The 19490-nt window shown below is 63.3% G+C and carries 19 protein-coding genes and 1 pseudogene; 14 read left to right on the top strand and 6 right to left on the bottom strand.

The window, feature by feature from the left end; genetic code table 11:
• Window positions 1–41: 41 nt before the first annotated feature.
• Complete coding sequence (gene mmsA, locus V1278_RS27440; protein ID WP_334368032.1) at window positions 42–1604, top strand: multiple monosaccharide ABC transporter ATP-binding protein; 1563 nt, start codon at window positions 42–44, stop codon at window positions 1602–1604.
• Window positions 1601–2782: a multiple monosaccharide ABC transporter permease gene (gene mmsB / locus V1278_RS27435; RefSeq protein WP_213252346.1), complete on the top strand. Its 1182-nt coding sequence runs from the start codon at window positions 1601–1603 to the stop codon at window positions 2780–2782. The genes mmsA and mmsB overlap by 4 nt, the downstream gene beginning before the upstream one ends.
• Before the next feature lie 11 nt (window positions 2783–2793).
• Here the strand turns inward: mmsB and kdgD are convergent, their stop codons facing one another.
• Window positions 2794–3744 carry a 5-dehydro-4-deoxyglucarate dehydratase gene (gene kdgD, locus V1278_RS27430; RefSeq protein WP_334382852.1) on the bottom strand — a complete coding sequence of 317 codons (951 nt, stop codon included), beginning with the start codon at window positions 3742–3744 and terminating at the stop codon, window positions 2794–2796.
• Between the two features lie 64 nt (window positions 3745–3808).
• The gene (locus tag V1278_RS27425) at window positions 3809–4735 is read right to left on the bottom strand and encodes a LysR family transcriptional regulator (RefSeq protein WP_334382851.1); all 927 of its coding nucleotides are present in this window, start codon (window positions 4733–4735) and stop codon (window positions 3809–3811) included.
• A gap of 237 nt (window positions 4736–4972) precedes the next feature.
• Between V1278_RS27425 and V1278_RS27420 the strand changes: the two genes are divergently transcribed.
• Genes V1278_RS27420 through V1278_RS27410 form a run of 3 tightly spaced genes read left to right on the top strand, consistent with a single transcriptional unit; the run spans window position 4973 to window position 7940 of the window.
• Entirely contained in the window at window positions 4973–5953 is a 981-nt protein-coding gene (locus V1278_RS27420) for a Bug family tripartite tricarboxylate transporter substrate binding protein (protein WP_334382849.1), read from the top strand.
• A 10-nt stretch (window positions 5954–5963) separates the two neighbouring features.
• Window positions 5964–6413 (top strand): tripartite tricarboxylate transporter TctB family protein, encoded by a 450-nt coding sequence (locus V1278_RS27415; protein WP_334382848.1) that lies wholly within the window; start codon window positions 5964–5966, stop codon window positions 6411–6413.
• A 27-nt stretch (window positions 6414–6440) separates the two neighbouring features.
• Window positions 6441–7940 (top strand): tripartite tricarboxylate transporter permease, encoded by a 1500-nt coding sequence (locus V1278_RS27410; RefSeq protein WP_334382847.1) that lies wholly within the window; start codon window positions 6441–6443, stop codon window positions 7938–7940.
• 114 nt (window positions 7941–8054) lie between these two features.
• On the opposite strand, the gene V1278_RS27405 is transcribed toward V1278_RS27410, so the two are convergent.
• From V1278_RS27405 to V1278_RS27395, 3 genes are read right to left on the bottom strand one after another with little or no spacing between them, the layout of a single operon-like run.
• Window positions 8055–8744, bottom strand: a complete 690-nt coding sequence (locus V1278_RS27405) for a DUF1045 domain-containing protein (RefSeq protein ID WP_334382846.1) — start codon at window positions 8742–8744, stop codon at window positions 8055–8057.
• 20 nt (window positions 8745–8764) lie between these two features.
• Window positions 8765–9958, bottom strand: coding sequence for an alpha-D-ribose 1-methylphosphonate 5-triphosphate diphosphatase (locus tag V1278_RS27400; protein ID WP_334368039.1), 1194 nt, complete (start codon window positions 9956–9958; stop codon window positions 8765–8767).
• Window positions 9955–10620: a transferase hexapeptide repeat family protein gene (locus V1278_RS27395; protein ID WP_334368040.1), complete on the bottom strand. Its 666-nt coding sequence runs from the start codon at window positions 10618–10620 to the stop codon at window positions 9955–9957. The genes V1278_RS27400 and V1278_RS27395 overlap by 4 nt, the downstream gene beginning before the upstream one ends.
• A gap of 315 nt (window positions 10621–10935) precedes the next feature.
• Here V1278_RS27395 and phnC point away from each other — a divergent pair, with 315 nt between their 5' ends.
• The 3 genes from phnC to phnE all read left to right on the top strand — a co-directional run bounded on the left by phnC (window position 10936) and on the right by phnE (window position 13915).
• On the top strand, window positions 10936–11841 hold the full coding sequence (phnC, locus tag V1278_RS27390; RefSeq protein WP_334382845.1) for a phosphonate ABC transporter ATP-binding protein: 906 nt from the start codon (window positions 10936–10938) through the stop codon (window positions 11839–11841).
• A gap of 69 nt (window positions 11842–11910) precedes the next feature.
• Window positions 11911–13026: a phosphonate ABC transporter substrate-binding protein gene (phnD, locus tag V1278_RS27385; RefSeq protein WP_334382844.1), complete on the top strand. Its 1116-nt coding sequence runs from the start codon at window positions 11911–11913 to the stop codon at window positions 13024–13026.
• 55 nt (window positions 13027–13081) lie between these two features.
• Window positions 13082–13915: a phosphonate ABC transporter, permease protein PhnE gene (phnE, locus tag V1278_RS27380; RefSeq protein WP_334368043.1), complete on the top strand. Its 834-nt coding sequence runs from the start codon at window positions 13082–13084 to the stop codon at window positions 13913–13915.
• Window positions 13916–14084: 169 nt separating this feature from the next.
• Here phnE and phnF read toward each other — a convergent pair whose 3' ends face one another.
• A complete protein-coding gene (gene phnF / locus V1278_RS27375) occupies window positions 14085–14813 on the bottom strand; it encodes a phosphonate metabolism transcriptional regulator PhnF (RefSeq protein ID WP_334382843.1) in 729 nt (242 codons plus the stop codon).
• 104 nt (window positions 14814–14917) lie between these two features.
• Between phnF and phnG the strand changes: the two genes are divergently transcribed.
• The 6 genes and pseudogenes from phnG (at window position 14918) to phnL (ending at window position 19481) form a co-directional block, all read left to right on the top strand.
• Window positions 14918–15379, top strand: coding sequence for a phosphonate C-P lyase system protein PhnG (gene phnG / locus V1278_RS27370; RefSeq protein WP_334368045.1), 462 nt, complete (start codon window positions 14918–14920; stop codon window positions 15377–15379).
• A 4-nt stretch (window positions 15380–15383) separates the two neighbouring features.
• The gene (gene phnH, locus V1278_RS27365) at window positions 15384–15992 is read left to right on the top strand and encodes a phosphonate C-P lyase system protein PhnH (RefSeq protein ID WP_334368046.1); all 609 of its coding nucleotides are present in this window, start codon (window positions 15384–15386) and stop codon (window positions 15990–15992) included.
• A gap of 3 nt (window positions 15993–15995) precedes the next feature.
• Window positions 15996–17100, top strand: a pseudogene (locus V1278_RS27360) (carbon-phosphorus lyase complex subunit PhnI).
• Window positions 17097–17981 (top strand): alpha-D-ribose 1-methylphosphonate 5-phosphate C-P-lyase PhnJ, encoded by an 885-nt coding sequence (locus V1278_RS27355; protein ID WP_334368048.1) that lies wholly within the window; start codon window positions 17097–17099, stop codon window positions 17979–17981. The pseudogene V1278_RS27360 and the gene V1278_RS27355 overlap by 4 nt, the downstream one beginning before the upstream one ends.
• A complete protein-coding gene (gene phnK / locus V1278_RS27350; RefSeq protein ID WP_334382841.1) occupies window positions 17974–18774 on the top strand; it encodes a phosphonate C-P lyase system protein PhnK in 801 nt (266 codons plus the stop codon). The genes V1278_RS27355 and phnK overlap by 8 nt, the downstream gene beginning before the upstream one ends.
• Before the next feature lie 8 nt (window positions 18775–18782).
• Window positions 18783–19481, top strand: coding sequence for a phosphonate C-P lyase system protein PhnL (gene phnL, locus V1278_RS27345; protein WP_334368050.1), 699 nt, complete (start codon window positions 18783–18785; stop codon window positions 19479–19481).
• Window positions 19482–19490: the final 9 nt, after the last annotated feature.

Genomic DNA, 19490 nt, shown 5'->3' with positions numbered 1-19490 from the left:
GTCTGTGCGGCGGGCAGAGAGATAAAGGATATGATGGCGCGATGACCGCAATTCTGGAAATGCGCGGTGTGAGCAAGAGCTTTGCCGGCGTGCAGGCACTGCGCGACGTCAATTTCACGGTGGAGGCGGGGCAGATCCATGCGCTGGTCGGCGAGAACGGCGCCGGCAAGTCGACCCTGATGAAGGTCCTCAGCGGCGTCTATCCCCACGGCGATTACGAAGGCAGCATCATATTCGACGGCGAGGAGCGGCGCTTTCGCGACGTCAATGATTCCGAGGCTCTCGGCATCATCATCATCCATCAGGAGCTGGCGCTGATTCCGCTGATGTCGATCGCGGAGAACATCTTCCTGTCGCATCCGCCCTCGCGTCTCGGCGTGATCGACCGCGACACGGTTTACCGCCGCACTCAGGAACTGCTGGCCCAGGTCGGCCTCACAGACTTGCCCGATACGCTGGTGACGGACCTCGGTGTCGGCAAGCAGCAACTGGTGGAGATCGCCAAGGCTTTGTCCAAGAGGGTACGATTGCTGATCCTCGACGAGCCGACCGCCAGCCTGAACGAGAACGATAGCGCTGCATTGCTGGACCGGCTGCTTGCCTTCCGCGCCCAGGGCATCGCCTCGATCCTGATCTCGCACAAATTATCGGAGGTCGCCCGCGTCGCTGACCGGATCACGGTGCTGCGCGACGGCCGCACCGTCGACAGCATCGATTGCCGGGCCGAGCCGGTGGAAGAGGACCGGATCATCAGAAGCATGGTCAATCGCGACCTTGCGCATCGCTTTCCGCAACGCAGCGCAACCATCGGCGCACCGGTCTTCGCCGTGCAGGACTGGACGGTGCATCACCCGTTGCACAGAGATCGCCGGGTTATCAAGGGCGTCGATTTCGAAGTCCGGCGCGGCGAGGTGGTTGGAATCGCCGGGCTGATGGGCGCCGGCCGTACCGAATTCGCCATGAGCCTGTTCGGTCGCGCCTGGGGGGAGCGGATCAGCGGACGTATCTGGCTCGACGGAAGGGAGGTCAACCTGACGAGCGTGGCGGCGGCGATCGACGCTGGCCTTGCTTACGTCACCGAGGATCGCAAGGAGCTCGGCCTGATCCTGGATGCCGACGTCCGCAAGAACATCACGCTGGCGAGCCTTGGCCGCGTGGCGCGGCAGGGCAGGATCGATGACATGTCCGAGCTGCGTGTCGCGAGCGAGTACCGCAACCGGATGCGGATTCGCTGTTCCGACGTCTATCAGGAGACCGGCCAGCTCTCCGGCGGCAATCAGCAGAAGGTGGTGTTGTCGAAATGGCTGATGACCGATCCGAAAGTATTAATCCTCGACGAACCTACGCGCGGCATCGACGTCGGGGCAAAATACGAAATCTATTGTATCATCAACGAGCTTGCCGAGGCAGGCAAGGGCGTGGTGATGATCTCGTCGGAAATGCCGGAACTGCTCGGGGTTTGCGACCGCATCTGCGTGATGAATGACGGCGCTTTGGTCGGAGAATTCGCCGCCGCCGAGGCCACCCAGGAAAGGATCATGCGCGCCATCATGCGCAACAAGGAAATGCACAAGAAGGTACTTCAGGGAGATTTGCGGCCATGACCGACAAGACGGTTGCGCTGCCCGGGCACGCCGGCTTCATCAAGAACAATTTGCGCAACTACGGCATGCTGCTGTCGCTGTTTGCGATCATGTTGTTTTTCCAGGTCATGACCGACGGCACGCTGCTGCAGCCGCTGAACCTGACCAATCTGGTGCTGCAGAACAGCTACATCGTGATCATGGCGCTCGGCATGCTGCTGATCATCGTCACCGGCCACATCGACCTGTCGGTCGGCTCGGTGGCGGGCTTTGTCGGCGCCGTCGCAGCCGTGCTGATGGTGCGCTATCACATTGCCTATCCGCTGGCCTTCATCGCCTGCCTGCTGGTGGGCGCCCTGATCGGCGCTGCGCAAGGCTATTGGGTTGCCTATTTCAAGATCCCGTCCTTTATCGTGACGCTGGCCGGCATGCTGGTGTTCAAGGGGCTTGCGCTTGCCATCCTGGCGGGTCAGTCGGTCGGGCCATTTCCGCCGACTTTCCAGAAGCTGTCCTCGGGCTTCATCCCGGAACTGTTTCCCGGCGCCGGCACGCTTTATCCGACGTCACTCTTGATCGGTGCGGTATTGGCGGTGGCGCTGGTCTATACCAGTGCCAAGAGCCGGGCGCGGCAGGCCTCGCATGGCATCGAGGTCGAGCCGTTTGGTTTCTTCGTCGCCAAGAGCGCAGTGCTGTTCGCCGTGATCGTGTTCTTCGCGGGCCTGATCGCCTCGCATCGCGGCCTTCCCAATGTACTGGTGATCATGACGGCGCTGATCGCGCTCTATGGCTTCGTCACCACGCGCACCGTGATCGGCCGCCACATCTATGCCATCGGCGGCAACGCCAGGGCCGCCAGCCTGTCCGGCATCAAGACCGAACGGCTGACGTTCCTGACCTTCGTCAATATGGGCGTGCTGGCGGCTCTCGCCGGTCTCGTGTTCGCCGCGCGGCTCAATACGGCGACGCCGAAGGCCGGCGCCGGCTTCGAACTCGATGTCATCGCGGCCTGTTTCATCGGCGGCGCGTCCGCCTACGGCGGCGTGGGCAAGGTCGGTGGCGCCGTGATCGGCGCCATGATCATGGGCGTCATGAACAACGGTATGTCGATCCTCGGCATCGGCATCGACTACCAGCAGGTGATCAAGGGCCTGGTGCTGCTCGGCGCGGTCTGCCTGGACGTCTACAACCAGCGACGATAGGGCAGCAGCGGCTACGCGGCCGCGAGCTCCCGCTTCGCGAACTCGCTGGTTTTGAGACGCGCGACGAGTGCCGCCAGTTCCTCGATCTCCGTCGGCGTCAGGTCCGTCAGTGGCGAACGGACATGGCCGCTGTCACGGTCGATCACCTTCATCCCCGCCTTGATGATCGAGACAGCGTAGCCGCGTTTGCGATTGCGGATCGCGATCAAGGGGAGGATGAAATCGCGCAGCCCTGCCTGCACCGTCTCGCGGTCGCGGCGGCGCACGGCCGCGTAGAACTTGGTCGAGAACTCCGGGACGAAGTTGAATACCGCGGAGGAATAAGTGGTTACGCCCATTTCCAGATAGGGCAGTGCAAAAGTCTCGGCCGTCGGCAATCCGCCGATATAGGTCAGCCGGTCGCCCATGCGCAGGTGGATGCGGGTCATCAGCTCGATGTCGCCGATACCATCTTTATAGCCGACCAGGTTGGGGCAGCGCTGGCACAGTCTCTCGAGCGTATCCTCGTTCAGGATCGCATTATCGCGGTTGTAGACGATGACACCGAGCTTGGTCGCGTTGCACACCGCTTCGACATGGGCGGCCAGTCCTTCCTGTTCCGAAAAGACCAGATAGGGCGGCAGCAGCAGCAAGCCGTCGGCGCCGGCCGCCTCGACCCCAATGGCAAGTTGCGTCGCCACCGCGGTGCCATGGCCGATCCCGGCGAGCACCGGCACGCGTCCCTTGGTCTCGTCCACAGCCGTGGCCACGACCTTCGCGACCTCGGCCGGGCTCAGCGAGAAGAATTCGCCGGTGCCGCCGGCGGCAAACAGGCCCGCTACCTCATACCCGCACAGCCAGTCGAGATTGGAGCGGTAGCGGGTCTCGTTGAACGTGTTGTCGGGCCGAAATGGTGTGACGGGGAACGACAGCAGGCCATCGCCGATCCGGCTGGCCATCTCCTTGGGGGGCATCTTGCTCATGCTCTGGTCCTTCAGCGGCTTACGCCAAAGGATTAATGCAAGATGCCCACGGACGCAGACCCAATCACTGTATCGATCGATCCATTGATTGGATCGAGCCGGGTTGGCCGGCAAGGTCTCGGGCAATGCCGGCAATGACGGGGAGAAGCGGGTTGTCATTGTCGCCGCGCCGGACCAAGAACAATTCGGCCGGGCGCTGCCACTGCATCAGGACGGGCCGCAGCACTACGCCGCTGAAGCGCAGGTTAGCCGCGGTCTCGGGGACCAACGCCACGCCGACACCCGAATGCACCATGGCAAGGATCGAATGGATCTGCGCAAGATGCTGCGCGTAATTCGGCACTAGATTTGCGCGTGAGAACAGCTCGACCAGGAGATCGTGGAAATAGCGGGCTTCATAGGGCTCGTACATGATGAAGGGCTCGCTTGCGAGATCCTCCAGACGTGGCTCGTCCGCCTGAGCCAGCGGATGGTCGCTCGGCAGTGCCGCGACCAGCGGTTCCGCTGTCACGCGGAAGGCGTCAAGACCACCGCGCGGTATCGGCGGGCGGAGCAGGCCGATATCGATCTCGCCGGAATCGAGCCGCTTGAGTTGGTCGCTGGAGACCATTTCCTTCAGCGATATCTCGATATCGGGAAGTTCACGCCGGCAGGCCGCGACCAGCGCCGGCACGTAGCTGTAGGCGGATGTGGCCGTGAAGCCGATATTGATCGATCCGGCCTTGCCGCTTGCCATCCGCCGGGCCAGCACGGCCGCGCTTTCCGCCAGCTTGAGGAGATGCCGCGCATCGATCAGAAAACGCTGGCCCGCCGGCGTCAGCCGGACGGCGCGGTTGCTGCGCTCTAGTAGCGTCACATCGAGGACGCGTTCGAGAATCTGGATCTGTCGGCTGAGCGGCGGCTGCGTCATGTTCAGCCGCTGCGCCGCGCGCCCGAAATGCAGTTCTTCCGCAACTGCAACAAAGCAGCGCAACTGGCTCAGCTCAAACATGAAATCTGTATCTTCAACCTGAGACGAAGGGCCGGTGACCGGCCGGATGTCCGACTTCTACCGGCTGATGCGCGGCCGATCCATCCAAAAAAGGTATCGACCTATCCGCAGACTAATTCATAGGCCACCCTGCCCATGACCTATCATTCCTCCCCAACGCTGCCTCGAAGGTCTGCAGCCTGCCGGTGAAAACGGCGGGATCGCGCGGAATTGCGCTTTGAAACGGAGGAACGACCGATGTCTATGCCATCTCTCGCCCGGGCGATTGCCGCCGCTGTCCTTACGGTGTGTGCCTTGGCGCCAAGCGGAGCCGGCGCTCAGAATTTTGAGCGGCCCGTGCGGCTGATCGTGCCGTTCGCTCCCGGCGGCACCTCGGACATTTTGGCGCGCCTGATCAGCCCAAAACTATCCTCCGCCATCGGTCAGTCGGTCGTGGTCGAGAACAAGCCGGGCGCAGCGGGCAATCTCGGGGCCGACGCCGTCGCCAAGGCGCAGCCCGACGGCCACACCCTGTTGCTGATGGATGTCGGATCGCTGGCGACGGCGCCCAGCCTGTTCTCCGATCTCACTTTCGACGTTCAGAAGGACCTCGCGCCGATTTCCATGGTGATGTTCGGCCCCTATGTTCTGGCCGTCCATGAATCGGTCCCGGCGAAGACGTCCAAGGAGCTGATCGAATACGCCAAGGCCAATCCGAACAAACTCACCGTGGCCAATTCCGGCGTCGGCGGCGCCAATCATATCACCGCCGTGGTGATGGCGAAGGAACTGGGAATTCAGTGGAAGAACGTTCCCTACAAGGGCGGGGCGGCCGCCTCGCGCGCCGTCGTGTCCGGGGAGAGCGGCGTGATCATCAACGGCGCTGCGGCGACGATGCCCTTTGTGGTAAACAAGCAGCTTGTCGGACTTGCCGTCACCGGCGAGCAGCGGATTGCCTCGGCTCCCGATCTGCCGACTTTCAAGGAGGCGGGCCTGCCCGGCGGCGATGCCGGGACCTGGCAGGGCATCCTGACCACCGGTGGCACGCCGCCCGCCATGGTCGCGCGATTGAACGCCGAAATCCGCAAGATCCTGGAGCTGCCCGAGATTCAGCAGAAGATCGCCGAGCAGGGTGGCGTGGTGCGCGCCCAATCGCCGGAGGAATTCCGCAACTGGCTCAAGGACGCGACGACGCGCTGGGGCACGATCATTCGCGAGGCCGGCATCAAGGGCAGCTAAGGGCGGGCCGATGACGCGTTCCCGGATCGACGTGCAGGACCTGCTGTTTGGCCTGTTCCTCGTGGCGGTGGCGACGGGTACGCTCGTCGCCACGCGTAATCTGACGGTCGGTCACGCCGCCGATATGGGTCCGGGCTATATGCCCCGCGTCGTCGCACTCGCGCTGATGGCGTTCGGTCTTTTCTTCAGCGGACGTGGGCTCTGGCGCGCGGGTCGCGGCATCGCGCCCATTCAGTTGCGCCCGCTGCTGGCGATCCTGGCTTCTGTCGGCGTTTTCGCGCTGACGGCGGAGCGGTTGGGCCTCGCGATCGCCTCCGTCGCCGCCGTAATTCTCGCCAGCTTCGCCACCCGAGAAGGCCGGCTTGTCGAGACCGTGGCATTTGCCATCGTGCTTTCGGGCGCCGCCGTTCTTCTGTTCGTCAAGTTGCTGGGCTTGCCGATCCCGATCTGGCCCCGCTAGGGCGGCACGCTTCGCAGGCAGACGCATATGGAACTGTTTGACAATTTGCTGATGGGTCTTTCGACGGCCCTTCAACTCAACAATTTGATTTTCTGCCTGATCGGCGTGGTCATCGGGACCGCAATCGGCGTGCTGCCCGGCATCGGTCCGATTCCAACGGTGGCGTTGCTGTTGCCCTTCACCTTCGGCCTGTCGCCTGCGAGCGCCATGATCATGCTGGCCGGCATCTTCTACGGCGCGCAGTATGGCGGTTCGACCACCGCCATCCTGGTCAATGTGCCGGGCGAGACGTCGTCGGTCGTCACCTGTATCGACGGTCACGAGATGGCCAAGCAGGGCAGGGCCGGAACCGCGCTGGCCATTGCCGCGATCGCCTCGTTCTTTGCCGGCACGATGGCGACGATCGTGATCGCGGTACTCAGCGTGCCGTTGTCGGTGCTGGCACTCAAATTCACAGCGGTCGAATATTTCAGTCTCCTCGTGCTCGGCCTGATTGCCGCGGTCGTGCTCGCGCATGGTTCGGTTGCCAAATCGCTGGCAATGGTGCTGCTGGGGCTGTTGCTCGGCCTCGTCGGGATCGATGTCTCCTCGGGCGTCGCACGCATGACCTTCGGCATCGCCGCTCTATCGGATGGTCTTGATTTCGTGCCGATCGCGATGGGCCTGTTCGGGCTGGGTGAAATCATCGCCAATCTGGAGAGACCCGCCGAGCGCCGCGTCGTCAGCCAGTCGATCCGCAGCCTGATCCCGAGCTGGGTGGACTTGCGGGCGGCCTTTCCGGCCGTGGTGCGCGGCACGGCGCTGGGCTCTGTGCTCGGGGTATTGCCCGGCGGCGGTGCTGCGCTTCCGCCGTTCTCCTCCTACGCGCTGGAGAAGAAGCTCGCCCGCGATCCCTCACGCTTCGGCAAGGGCGCCATCGAGGGCGTTGCCGGTCCGGAGGCCGCCAACAATGCCGGCGCCCAGACCAGCTTCATTCCGCTCTTGACGCTCGGCATTCCCGCCAACGCTCTGATGGCGCTGATGATCGGCGCGCTGATGATGCAGGGCATCCAGCCCGGCCCGCAGATCATGACCGAGCAGCCGAAGCTCGTCTGGGGCGTCATCGCCAGCATGTGGGTCGGCAACCTGATGCTGCTGATCATCAACCTGCCGCTGATCGGCCTGTGGGTCTCGATGCTGAAGATACCCTATCGCCTGCTGTTTCCCGCCATCGTGCTGTTCTGCTGCATCGGCACTTACGGGATCGCCAACAGCCTGTTCAATGTCTGGCTGATGATGGGCTGCGCCTTGATCGGCTATTTCTTCATCAAGATCGGCGTCGAGCCGGCGCCGCTCCTGCTTGGCCTCGTGCTCGGTCCGCAATTGGAAGAAAACTTCCGGCGCGCGATGTTGATCGCTGATGGCGATTTCACCGTCTTTCTGTCGCGGCCGATCAGCGCGGTCATCCTCGCAGTCGTCGCCGCCTTGTTGCTGGCAATGCTTTCGCCGGCAATTCTGAGAACGCAGAAAGAGGCGCTGGCGGAATGAGCGGTGTGGGCGTTAGAGCGTTTTCCAGCGAAGTGGACACCGGTTCGCGTCAAGAAAACGCGTCAAAACAAGAATCTAGAGCCCGGTTCTGATTCAATCAGAACCGAAAGCGCTCTAGTCGCGCAATTGCCAGCGGCCGATGACCCGAAACCGCGAATTCGCATTGTCCTGACGACACAAGGCGATGGCGTCGATCGCGATCGGGCCGATGCCAGTTGTCGAAAACCTGCTGCGCAGCATTGCCACAATCGGCTCGCGCCGTTCGGCGGGAAGCCGTCCCGTCAGCGTCATGTGGAAGCGAAATTCTTCGAAGACGTAAGGGTAGCCCCAGCGGTCGAGATAGTCGCGCTGCCGCGGCGTCAGCGCCTCCGGACTTCGCCGCGTGCGATCTTCCGGGCTGAGGGGAGCACGGAACGAATCGAATGCCCTGGTCGCCTGGGCGGCAAGCAGGTCGAGATCTGCCGACCGTTCGCCGGGAATGACCGCAATGAAGCCGCTGATCGAATCGACGACCGGTTGGATCACGGGCACTGGCCGAGCCAGATCGGCGAACAATTCGCACGCCGCAGCAAGCTGCGCCTCGGCCTTGCCGTCGGCCAGCGCTATCGGCGCCTTCAGCGTGGCGTGAAAGCCGTATTTGCGCGGATCGCGCGTCAGCTCGCGCCAGTCCAACGGGAGACCGTCCGGAAAGGACAGGTCTTCGCCGCTATGGGCATCGTAGCCGAGCAGCACGGCGCCGAACCGGTCGAGCGCGCTGTCAGGCCTGGCGGTGTAATAGATTGCGTAACGGGGGTGATTTGCCATTGCGCCAGAATAGGGCCGCCTCACGCGGCTGCAACCGCCTTGCGTGATGCTGCAGACGAATGGATGAGACGGTTCGCCTCCGTCAGATGTACAAGACGCCCCGCGGCAATGACGGCGACGATGCGCGGGCGCAATGGCACCGTGTCATCGACGAGAAGGATGTCGGCGCGCTGCCCCGAGGCGAGCGTGCCGCGATCGGCAAGGCCAGCGGCGCGCGCCGGTGCCGCCGAGATCAATTGCCATGCCGCGGCCAGCGGCAGAACGCCGTCGGCCGCAAGGCGGAACGCCGCCAATAGCGGCGCCGGATAATAATAGTCCGACGCAAGCACCGAACAGAGGCCCTTGGCGATCATGTCGGAGGCCCTGGTCCAGCCTGTATGGCTGCCGCCGCGCACGACATTGGGCGCGCCGAACACGATGAAGTCTCCGGCTTCGGCAGCATCGCGTGCAGTTTCCTCGTTGACCGGGAATTCGGCGATTGCAACGCCCTGCGCACGGAAGGCCTGCCGCATCGCCGGGCTTTCGTCGTCGTGGGAGAGCATCCGGACGTTTGCCGCGCGTGCTGCCTGCGCCAGCCGGGCGATCGAAGCCGGCACGTCGTGGCCGCGGCAGACCACACGTTCCACCAGGCGATCGAACGCCTCATCGCTGAGACCCGTGCGCTCGACCATTCGGCTGCGCTTTTGCGGCTTGGCGAGGCTGGCGACCGTCGAGTCCATGTGGTCGTTGAAGGCGAACAGGTCGACGCGTCCTTCCGAGAGCCAGCCGATGATTTCGCCTTCCGCGTCGAGATTGTAGGTCTCGTGCCGCAGATGGAAGCGGGTGTCGGCGGCGAGCTGCGGCCGCATCTGCTCGATCGCCTCCAGCAAGCGCCTGGCATTGTCGGCGCTGCGCAGGCCAGGCTCCCACGACCAGGTCGTGGCATGATAGACGGTCGTGATCCCGTTGCTGATCGCCTGCCGGTCGCTGTCAACAAGCGCCACATCGATCGGGAAATCGACCCCGGGGCGCGGCATCATCTGCCGCTCGAAGGCATCGCCATGCAGATCGACAATGCCCGGCAATACCAGGAGGCCATCGGCATTGACGCCGCCGATGCCGTGGTTGCTGTCCGCACCTACGGCTGCGATCTCGCGGCCAGCGATCCGCAATGAGGTTTCGACGATTTCGTGGCCGAGCAGGGCCCGGCCACCTTCGATGAACAGTTCAGTCACGATGCGGCACTCTGGTTGAATGAACGGCGAGTAGCTGCTGCGCCGGCTTCGTACTTTTCGAGAAAGCCCTCTACATCGAGCTTGCGGAAATCGGGCAGGGCGCGGCGAAGCGCCTCATGGTCCCAATCCCACCACGCGAGTTCCGCAAGCCGCCCCGCAATGGATTCCGGAAAACGCCGCTTGATCGGCCGTGCCGGATTGCCTGCAACGATCGTATAGGCGGGGACATCCTTGGTCACGATGGCGCCGGCCGCGACCACGGCGCCGGTGCCGATCGAGCGGCCAGGCAGAATAACCGCGCCATGGCCGATCCAGACATCGTGGCCGATATGGACGTGATGCTTGCGGCGCCACGCAAAAAACTCGGCATCGTCGCTCTCGCCCGAAAAGTAGCTGCTGGCGCGGTAGGTGAAATGCGCCTGCGAGGCCCGGTGCATCGGATGATTACCCGGGTTGATGCGCGTCATCGCCGCGATCGAACAGAATTTCCCGATCATCGTATAGGTGATCTGCGAGTCGTTCACGACGTAGGAATAATCGGCCATCGTGACCTCGAGCAGGATGGTCCGGGCGCCGACCTCGGTGTAGGCGCCGAGCTGGCAGTCGCGCACTGACGCGGTGGGGTCGACCAATGGTTCAGTGGAAAGCATCTTGCCGGCCAACGGTAACGTCCATCAACAATCGGGGAAAGGGGCACCGGCTCGTCTTCGATGCGCTTGATGACAAGATCATGACGGATGCGTGACGTCAGTCCCGCTGTGGACGAAGGCCCCCGTTCGGGCCGACTGTCACACAACTGTTGAATCCGGACGCTAGCGATGGCGGCGCTGTAGAGCAATACATGCTGCGTCGTTCTTGATGCACCCGGCGGATTCGCCGGAGTGATCGGACGTTGTTGAAGATCGCCAGGCAATTCATCTGACTGTCACAGGCCGTTGTTAGCGATCGTGACCGCAGACCCACGAGGAGCGTACCGCTTGACATCGCATGCCATGATCGATGCACGAGATATCTCGAAGTCCTATCAGCGTGGCGTACCTGTTCTGAACGGCGTCACGCTGTCGCTACGGCGCGGCGAAATGGTCGCGCTGATCGGCGCGTCAGGCTCCGGCAAGTCGACATTGATTCGTGCGATTGCCGGGCTGACGCCGATCGATGGCGGCCGCAATGGCGGAGGCGGCCGAATCGAAGTGATGGGCGAGCCGATCCAGCGGGGTGGCCGCCTCAACAAGAATCGCGGCCTGCGCGCGCGCATCGGCGTGATCTTTCAGCAATTCAATCTTGTGCCGCGGCTTTCGCTGCTGACCAACGTCTGCTTCGGACTGCTGGGGCGATTGCCGATCCTGCGCGGAACCCTTGGTCAATTCAGCGAGGCCGACAAACGCGTGGCCATGCAGGCGCTGACGCGTGTGGGCATCGCCGAACATGCGCTCAAGCGCGCCAGCGAACTGTCCGGCGGCCAGCAGCAGCGCGCTGCCATCGCGCGTTCGTTAGTGCAGGGGGCCGAACTGTTGATCGCGGACGAGCCGATCGCCTCGCTCGATCCGGCCGCTGCGCGCCGCGTTATGGATTTGCTCGCCGACATGAACCGCAATGACGGCCTGACCGTTTTCATTTCGCTTCATCAGGTCGAATACGCTCTCAAGTATTGCGCGCGGACGATCGCGCTCAAATCCGGCAAGGTCGCCTATGGCGGCCCATCCAGCGCGCTGACGCCGGCTTTCCTCAACCAAATCTATGGCGCGGAGTCCGAGGAGCTGTTTCTGCCCTCGTTTGAGGAGCAGGCGCGGCTTGCACAAGAACGCCGAGACAGCAACGAACGGTCAATAGCGCGCGCGCCGGCGAACCCCCCAGCTTTTGATGTCGAACGGCTGTCCGCCTGAAGTCAGTCAGGTACGACCTCGCGCTTGGCGCTACCGAAAATGCAACGCGTTCAAAACAGGAGAAGCGATATGCGCAAGCTAGCTCTGATCGGCACGGCCTTGGCCGTGGCGGTAGGCATTTCGGCCAACGTTGCCCGCGCCGAGACGACCGAACTCAATTTCGGCATTATTGCGACCGAAGCGAGCACAAATCTCAAGACCGTCTGGGAGCCCTTCCTCGACGCGATGGCCAAAGGGACGGGCTTCAAAGTCAACGGCTTCTACGCCTCGGACTATGCCGGCGTGATCGAAGCAATGCGCTTTAAGAAGGTGCAATTGGCCTGGTTTGGCAACAAGTCGGCGATGGAAGCCGCCAACCGCTCGAACGGCGAGATATTTGCGAAGTCCGTCGATTCGGACGGCAACCCCGGTTACTGGTCGCATATCATCGTCCACAAGGACTCGCCGATCAAGAATCTGGAAGACGTCCTCAAATGCGACAAGTCGATCGACTTCAGCATCGGCGACCCGAATTCGACCTCGGGCTTTCTCGTCCCGACCAGCTACATTTTCGCTGCCAAGAACGTCGATCCGAAGGCTTGCTTCAAGACCGTTCGTAATGCCTCGCATGAGGCAAACGGCATGGCGGTGGCGAACAAGCAAGTTGATGCCGCAACGAACAACAGCGAAAGCCTGCGCCGTTTGGAAGTCACCGCTCCCGAAGCCCGCAAGAACATCCGTGTGATCTGGACCTCGCCGCTCATTCCGAGCGACCCGCTGCTCTGGCGCAAGGATCTGGCCGCAGACGTCAAAGCCAAGCTCTATACCTGGGTCCTGAGCTATGGCCGCATCGGAACGCCGGAAGAAATCGCATCCGCGAAGAAGGTTTTGTCTGGTCTGCAATGGGCGCCGTTTATTCCGTCGTCGGACGACCAGTTGCTCCCGATCCGCGTCCTTGAAGCCAACAAGTCGATCATGAAGATCAAGGGTGACGCCAAGCTATCGGCGGAAGAAAAAGCCACCAAGACCGCCTCGCTCGAGGCTGACATCAAGACGTACCAGCAAGCGGCCGACAAGGCCGAGCATGGCGCGTTCATGAAGCAGGTCGCGCCGTTCTTCGAGGCAGACAAGGCCAAGGATCAGGCCAAGCTCAAGAAGCTTATCGGCGAGCTTGCGGCGAACGCTGCGACTGCGCCTACCAACTGATGCTGACGAAGGGCGCCAGCCGCCGTGGTTCGGCGCCCTTTAGACATTTTAGGCCATGACAGACATCATCGCTCCCATCGAAAGCCGGCCGTCGCGGCAGGCCCAGGAACCTCCAGTCCCGCTTTATCCCTTCGCCCGACGAGTGCGGGGTTGGCTGGGCTGGGCGTTCGTTTTCGGCTTGCTGGCCTGGAGTTGGGCTCCGGCCGAAATGTTCCGTGTGTCGGCGCTGTTCACCGACTGGCGCAATATGGCCGAGTTCGGCAGCGCCTTTCTCCATCCGAATTTTCGCGAATGGGATCAGTACATCAGCGACATGGTGGTGACCATCCAGATCGCGATCTGGGGCACCGCCCTGGCAGTCGTGTTTGGCATTCCGTTCTCAATTCTGTGTTCCGCCAATATCTGTCCGCCTTGGATAGTACAGCCAGTTCGTCGGTTGATGGATTCCTGCCGCGCCATCAATGAGATCGTGTTCGCGTTACTGTTCGTTGTGGCGGTGGGCTTAGGCCCATTCGCTGGCGTGATGGCGTTGTTCGTTCACAATCTCGGCGTGTTCGCGAAGCTGTTTTCCGAAGCGGTCGAAGCGGTCGATCCGCGGCCAGTGGAAGGCATTCGCGTGACCGGTGCGGTGCGCGTGCAGGAGGTGATCTTCGGTGTCATTCCTCAGGTGCTGCCGCTGTGGAGCTCGCTTACCCTCTACCGGCTTGAAACTAACGTCCGCTCGGCGACGACACTTGGCATTGTCGGAGCCGGTGGCATCGGCCAGACCCTGTATGAAAGCATCCGGAGTTTTCAGTACGCCGATACGGCCGCGCAAATCATTATCGTGGTCGTGACGGTGATGGTGCTCGATCTCATCAGCGCCTGGATCCGCAAAGTGCTGGTATGATCGTACGCTTCGTCGACTAGACTAGGCTGACTAGACGGCGCTGCAGCGCTCGGCGTCTTGGTGAAGGCGAATAGCCCCCTTACAAATCCATCGATGAAGGGCAATCGATCGGATTTTGCAACAAGCTTCGCTTCTGCGATTGCCAGATCGCGCGGTCGTCTAATCGCCGCTATTGACCATTCTCGATTAGGAACTCGACACGCTCCGCGGCGAAGCGCGCGCGTTTGGTTACCAACGGTTTGCCGCCGGTATCGACATCGGTACTATCGACCACGAGAACGGGACGCCCGAGCGCGAGATCGAGCCTTGCGGCGTCGGAGGCGTCCACGATGGTGGCGGTGACGCGGGTTGAGGCGCGGCGGTAATCGCGAACGCCGTAATGCGCAAGCAGTTTGGTCATTGAGCGTACGTTGGCGAAGACCGCTCCGGCGCCCGGAAAGCGATCGGCGGAAAGCCAATTGGTGCTGACGCAGATCGGAGTGCGGTCAGCGAGCCGCACCGATTCGATCCGGACCAGCGGTGCGCCGGTCTTCAGTCCGAGCTCACGGGCCAGTTCGCGCGTCGCGGGCTCTTCGGAGGCATCGATCAATTGGCCGCGCGGCTCGCGGCCGCCGGCGCCGACGATCTCCGAAAACCGCGTCCGCGAGCGCAAGGGATAGGCGAGGCGCTGCGCCTCGACATAGGTGCCGCTGCCGCGTTCGGCGCGCACCAGGCCGCGTTCGGCAAGCGCAGCCAGGGCACGCCGCACGGTGTGGCGGTTGACCCGATAGGTATCGGCGATCTCGATCTCGCCCGGCAGCTTTTCGCCCGCAGCAAAGCGGCCGTCGGCAATGCCGCGCTCGATACCGTCGGCGACCTGCCGCCACAAGGCGACGCCGGAACTCTCCTGCAGGCTCATGGCGTGGTGATACCAGAAATTATCCGTTTGTCACGAAACAGTCATGGCGCTCCGTTATCAAGTTGTCTATTATCATAGACAACTTGATTCAGGCAAGGTTGCTCATGGGATTGACCGGGCGGAACAGCAGAGAGGCGCAGCGCAAGGCCGCGATGGCGGTGCTGGCGCATTCCGAGGCCGGCGACATTGCGGGCCATCTCGCGGCGATCGCGGTACCTGCGCACGAGAACCTGCGCGAGCCGGAGAATGGCCTTGTGATGGTGCGCGGCCGCATGGGCGGCGACGGTGCGCCGTTCAATCTCGGCGAGGCCACGGTGTCGCGCGCGGCGGTGCGTCTTGCGACCGGCGAGGTCGGCTTCGGCTACGTGCTCGGCCGCGACAGGCAGAAGGCGCAGATGATCGCGCTGTGCGACGCCATGGTGCAGTCGACGGAGCTTTCGGGCGAGGTCGAGACCAAGGTGATCGGGCCGTTGCGCGCCGCCATGATCGCCGATCGCAGCCGCAAGGCGGCCGAGGCTGCGGCGACGCGGGTCGATTTCTATACCATGGTGCGCGGCGAGGGGTGATGCGATGACGACGGTTGCAGAATTGCCCGCAGGGTTTGCCGACAAGGTGTTGTCGGCGCAGTCGACCTTCCGCGCCGTGATGGATGCGATGGCGCGTCCCGGCAGCGCGCAACGGGTCACGGCGTCTGTCGGCGCGCCAGCCGGGATGATGCGCGGCGCGGCCGCCATCGCGCTGACGCTGTTCGATCACGACACGCCGATCTGGCTCGATGCCGCGATGTCGGCCACCCCTGATGTGGCGAAGTGGCTTAAGTTCCATGCCAGTGCGCCGGTGGTCGCGGATTCCTCGATCGCCAGCTTCGCCCTGGTCGGCGACGCCAAGAATCTGCCGGCGCTCGATCGCTTCGCGTTCGGCAGCAACGAATATCCTGACAGGTCGACGACGCTGATCCTGCAGGTCGAGAGCCTGACGCAGGGGCCTACATTCGAGGTGAAGGGGCCGGGCATCGACGGTACGGCGCTGCTGCAGGCGACGCTCCAGCCGCGCGACCTCTTTCGGCGGCTCACCATCAACGAAGCCCTGTTCCCGCGTGGCATCGATGTCGTGCTGGTCCATGACGACTTGATTGTCGCAATCCCCCGAACCACGCGGCTGGTCGCAAGCGGAGCATAGCCCATGTATGTAGCCGTCAAAGGAGGCGAACGCGCCATTGAGAACGCCCACCGCGCTGCTGGCGCATGAGCGGCGTGGCGACCGTGATGTGCCCGAACTCTCGCTGGCGCAAATTGCCGGGCAGCTCTCGCTCGGCGTCGATCGCGTCATGACCGAAGGCTCGCTCTACGACCGCGAGCTGGCGGCGCTCGCGATCAAGCAGGCGCGCGGCGACCTGATCGAGGCGATCTTCCTGGTTCGGGCCTTCCGCGCCACGCTGCCTCGTTTTGGCGCGACCGAGCCGGTCAACACCGGCGAGATGCAGGTGCGCCGGCGCATCTCCTCGACCTTTAAGGATATTCCGGGCGGCCAGATCCTGGGGCCGACGTTCGATTATACCCATCGCTTGCTGGACCCGCAGCTTGCGGACGGCTTTGTGCCGGAGCAGCCGGCGACGTCGGAGGCAACGCAGGCGGCAACGCCGCGCGTCACCGACATTCTCGGTCGCGATGGCTTGATCGAGCCTTCGCCGGCAGCGGATGCCGGCGCGCCGGTCGGCGATCTCACGCGCGAGCCGCTGAGTTTTCCGGCCGACCGCGATCTGCGGCTGCAAAATCTTGCGCGTGCCGACGAGGGGTTCCTGCTGGCGCTCGGCTACTCCTCGCAGCGCGGCTATGGCCGCAACCATCCCTTTGCCGGCGAAATCCGCTTCGGCGAGGTGGAGGTGGAATTCTACGCCGAGGATGCGGGCTTTGCTGTCCCGCTCGGCTCGATCGCGCTGACCGAGTGCCAGATGGTCAACCAGTTCAAGGGATCGGCGACCGAAGCGCCGTGTTTTACGCGCGGCTATGGCCTGGCCTTCGGACAAAGCGAGCGCAAGACCATGTCGATGGCGTTGGTCGATCGCAGCCTGCGCGCTCGCGAGCTGGGCGAGGAAGTGATCGCTCCGGCCCAGGACGAGGAATTCGTGATGTCGCACTCGGACAATGTTCAGGCGACCGGCTTCGTCGAGCATCTCAAGCTGCCGCATTACGTCGACTTTCAGTCCGAGCTTGGTCTGTTGCGCAAGCTGCGCAAGGAGTTCGCCGAGGCCAATGAGGCGCCGGACATGCAGGAGGCCGCGGAATGAACGCGCCAGCTTACAATTTCGCCTATCTCGACGAACAAACAAAGCGGATGATCCGCCGCGCGATCCTGAAGGCGATCGCGATTCCGGGCTATCAGGTGCCGTTCGCCAGCCGCGAGATGCCGATGCCCTATGGCTGGGGCACCGGCGGCGTGCAGGTGACGGCGGCGATCCTCGGACCCCAGGATGTGCTGAAGGTGATCGACCAGGGTTCGGACGACACCACCAACGCGATCTCGATCCGGAAATTCTTCGGCAAGACCGCGGGCGTCGCAACGACGACCGTTACGTCGGACGCCACCGTGATCCAGACCCGGCATCGGATTCCCGAAGCGCCGCTGCATGCCGGGCAGGTGCTGGTCTATCAGGTGCCGATCCCCGAGCCGCTGCGGTTCCTGGAGCCGCGCGAGACCGAGACGCGGCGGATGCATGCGCTGGCCGAATATGGCCTGATGCACGTCAAGCTGTATGAAGACATTGCGCGCTTCGGCCATATCGCGACCTCCTACGCCTATCCGGTGAAGGTGAATGCACGCTATGTGATGGACCCGTCGCCGACGCCGAAATTCGACAATCCGAAGATGGACAATTGCCCGGCGCTGCAATTGTTCGGTGCAGGGCGCGAAAAGCGCATCTACGCGATTCCGCCGCACACCCACGTGGTGTCGCTCGACTTCGAGGATCACCCGTTCACGCGCTATCGGTTCGACGCGCCTTGCGCGCTGTGCGGCGCCGGCGATTCCTATCTTGACGAGATCGTCACCGACGACAAGGGCGGCCGAATGTTCGTCTGCTCGGATACCGATTATTGCGAGTCTCGCCAGTTGGCCGGCCATCGCGGCAGCGAGAGCGCGGCGCCGCACAAGGAGAGGGCGCATGGCTGAGCCGCAAGACCCCATGCAAGACGACCAACCGCTTCTGGTCGCCGAAAACGTTGGCAAGAACTATGGCCGGTTGACCGCCTGCCGCGACGTTTCGTTTGCGCTCTATCCCGGCGAGGTGCTGGCTATCGTCGGCGAGTCCGGCTCGGGCAAGTCCACGCTGCTGCAACTGTTGTCCGCGCAGCTCGCGCCGAGCGCCGGGCGGGTGTCATACCGGATGCGGGACGGCGTGTTGCGCGATCTCGCCAGCCTCGGGGAGGCCGAGCGCCGCTTCTTGTTCCGTACGGATTGGGGCTATGTGCACCAGGACGCCGCGCAGGGCCTGCGCATGGCGGTCTCGGCCGGCGCCAATGTCGGCGAACGGCTGATGGCGGTGGGCTGGAATCACTATGGTCGCATCCGCGATACCGCCTCGTCCTGGCTGGAGCGCGTCGAAATCGATACCGCGCGTATCGACGACGCGCCGCGCACCTATTCCGGCGGCATGCGGCAACGGTTGCAGATCGCGCGCAATCTGGTCACCGAGCCGCGGCTGGTGTTCATGGACGAGCCGACCGGCGGGCTCGACGTGTCGGTGCAGGCGCGGCTACTCGATCTGATGCGCAATCTCGTCAGCGAGCTCGGCCTTGCCGCCATCGTCGTCACCCATGACCTCGCTGTGGCCCGGCTGTTGTCGCACCGCGTGATGGTAATGAAGGGTGGGCACGTCATCGAAACCGGCCTGACCGACCAGGTGCTCGACGATCCCCGCGAGCCCTATACCCAACTCCTCGTTTCCTCGATTTTGCCGGCATGAGCACGCCAATGACTGCGATGATCGACATCACCAGCGCCGAAAAGACCTTTACTATGCATCTGCAGGGCGGCGTCGAGCTGCCCGTGGTGCGCGGCGTCTCGTTTCAGGTCGAGCCAGGCGAATGCGTTGTGCTGTCGGGCCCTTCCGGCGCCGGCAAATCCTCGATCCTGAAAATGATCTTTGGCAATTACCGCTGCGATGGCGGCCGGATCGGCATCCGGCATCAGGGCACGGTGATCGATCTTGCTGCGGCCGAACCGCGGCAGGTGCTCAGCGTGCGCCGCACGACCATCGGCTATGTCAGCCAGTTCTTGCGGGCGGTGCCGCGGGTCGCCACCATCGACGTGGTGGCGGAGCCGCTGATCGCGAACGGAATTGCACGCGCGGAAGCCCGCGAGAAGGCGGGCGCGCTGCTGCGCCGCCTCAACATTCCCGAGCGGCTGTGGGCACTGCCGCCATCGACGTTCTCCGGCGGCGAGCAGCAGCGCGTCAACATCGCGCGCGGTTTCATTTCCGATCTGCCAATTCTGCTGCTGGACGAACCGACCGCCTCGCTCGACGCGGCCAATCGCGCTGTAGTCGTTGAGTTGATTGAACAGAAGAAACGACAGCGCGTCGCGATGGTGGCGATCGTCCATGACGATGAAATTCGCCATCTGATCGCCGACCGCATCGTCGACGTGACATCGTTCGCCGCCGCGGCATGAAGGAAGATG

The sequence above is a fragment of the Bradyrhizobium sp. AZCC 1577 genome (assembly GCF_036924575.1).
Classification (GTDB): Bacteria; Pseudomonadota; Alphaproteobacteria; order Rhizobiales; family Xanthobacteraceae; genus Bradyrhizobium.
This window is presented reverse-complemented; position numbering and strand designations above follow the sequence as displayed.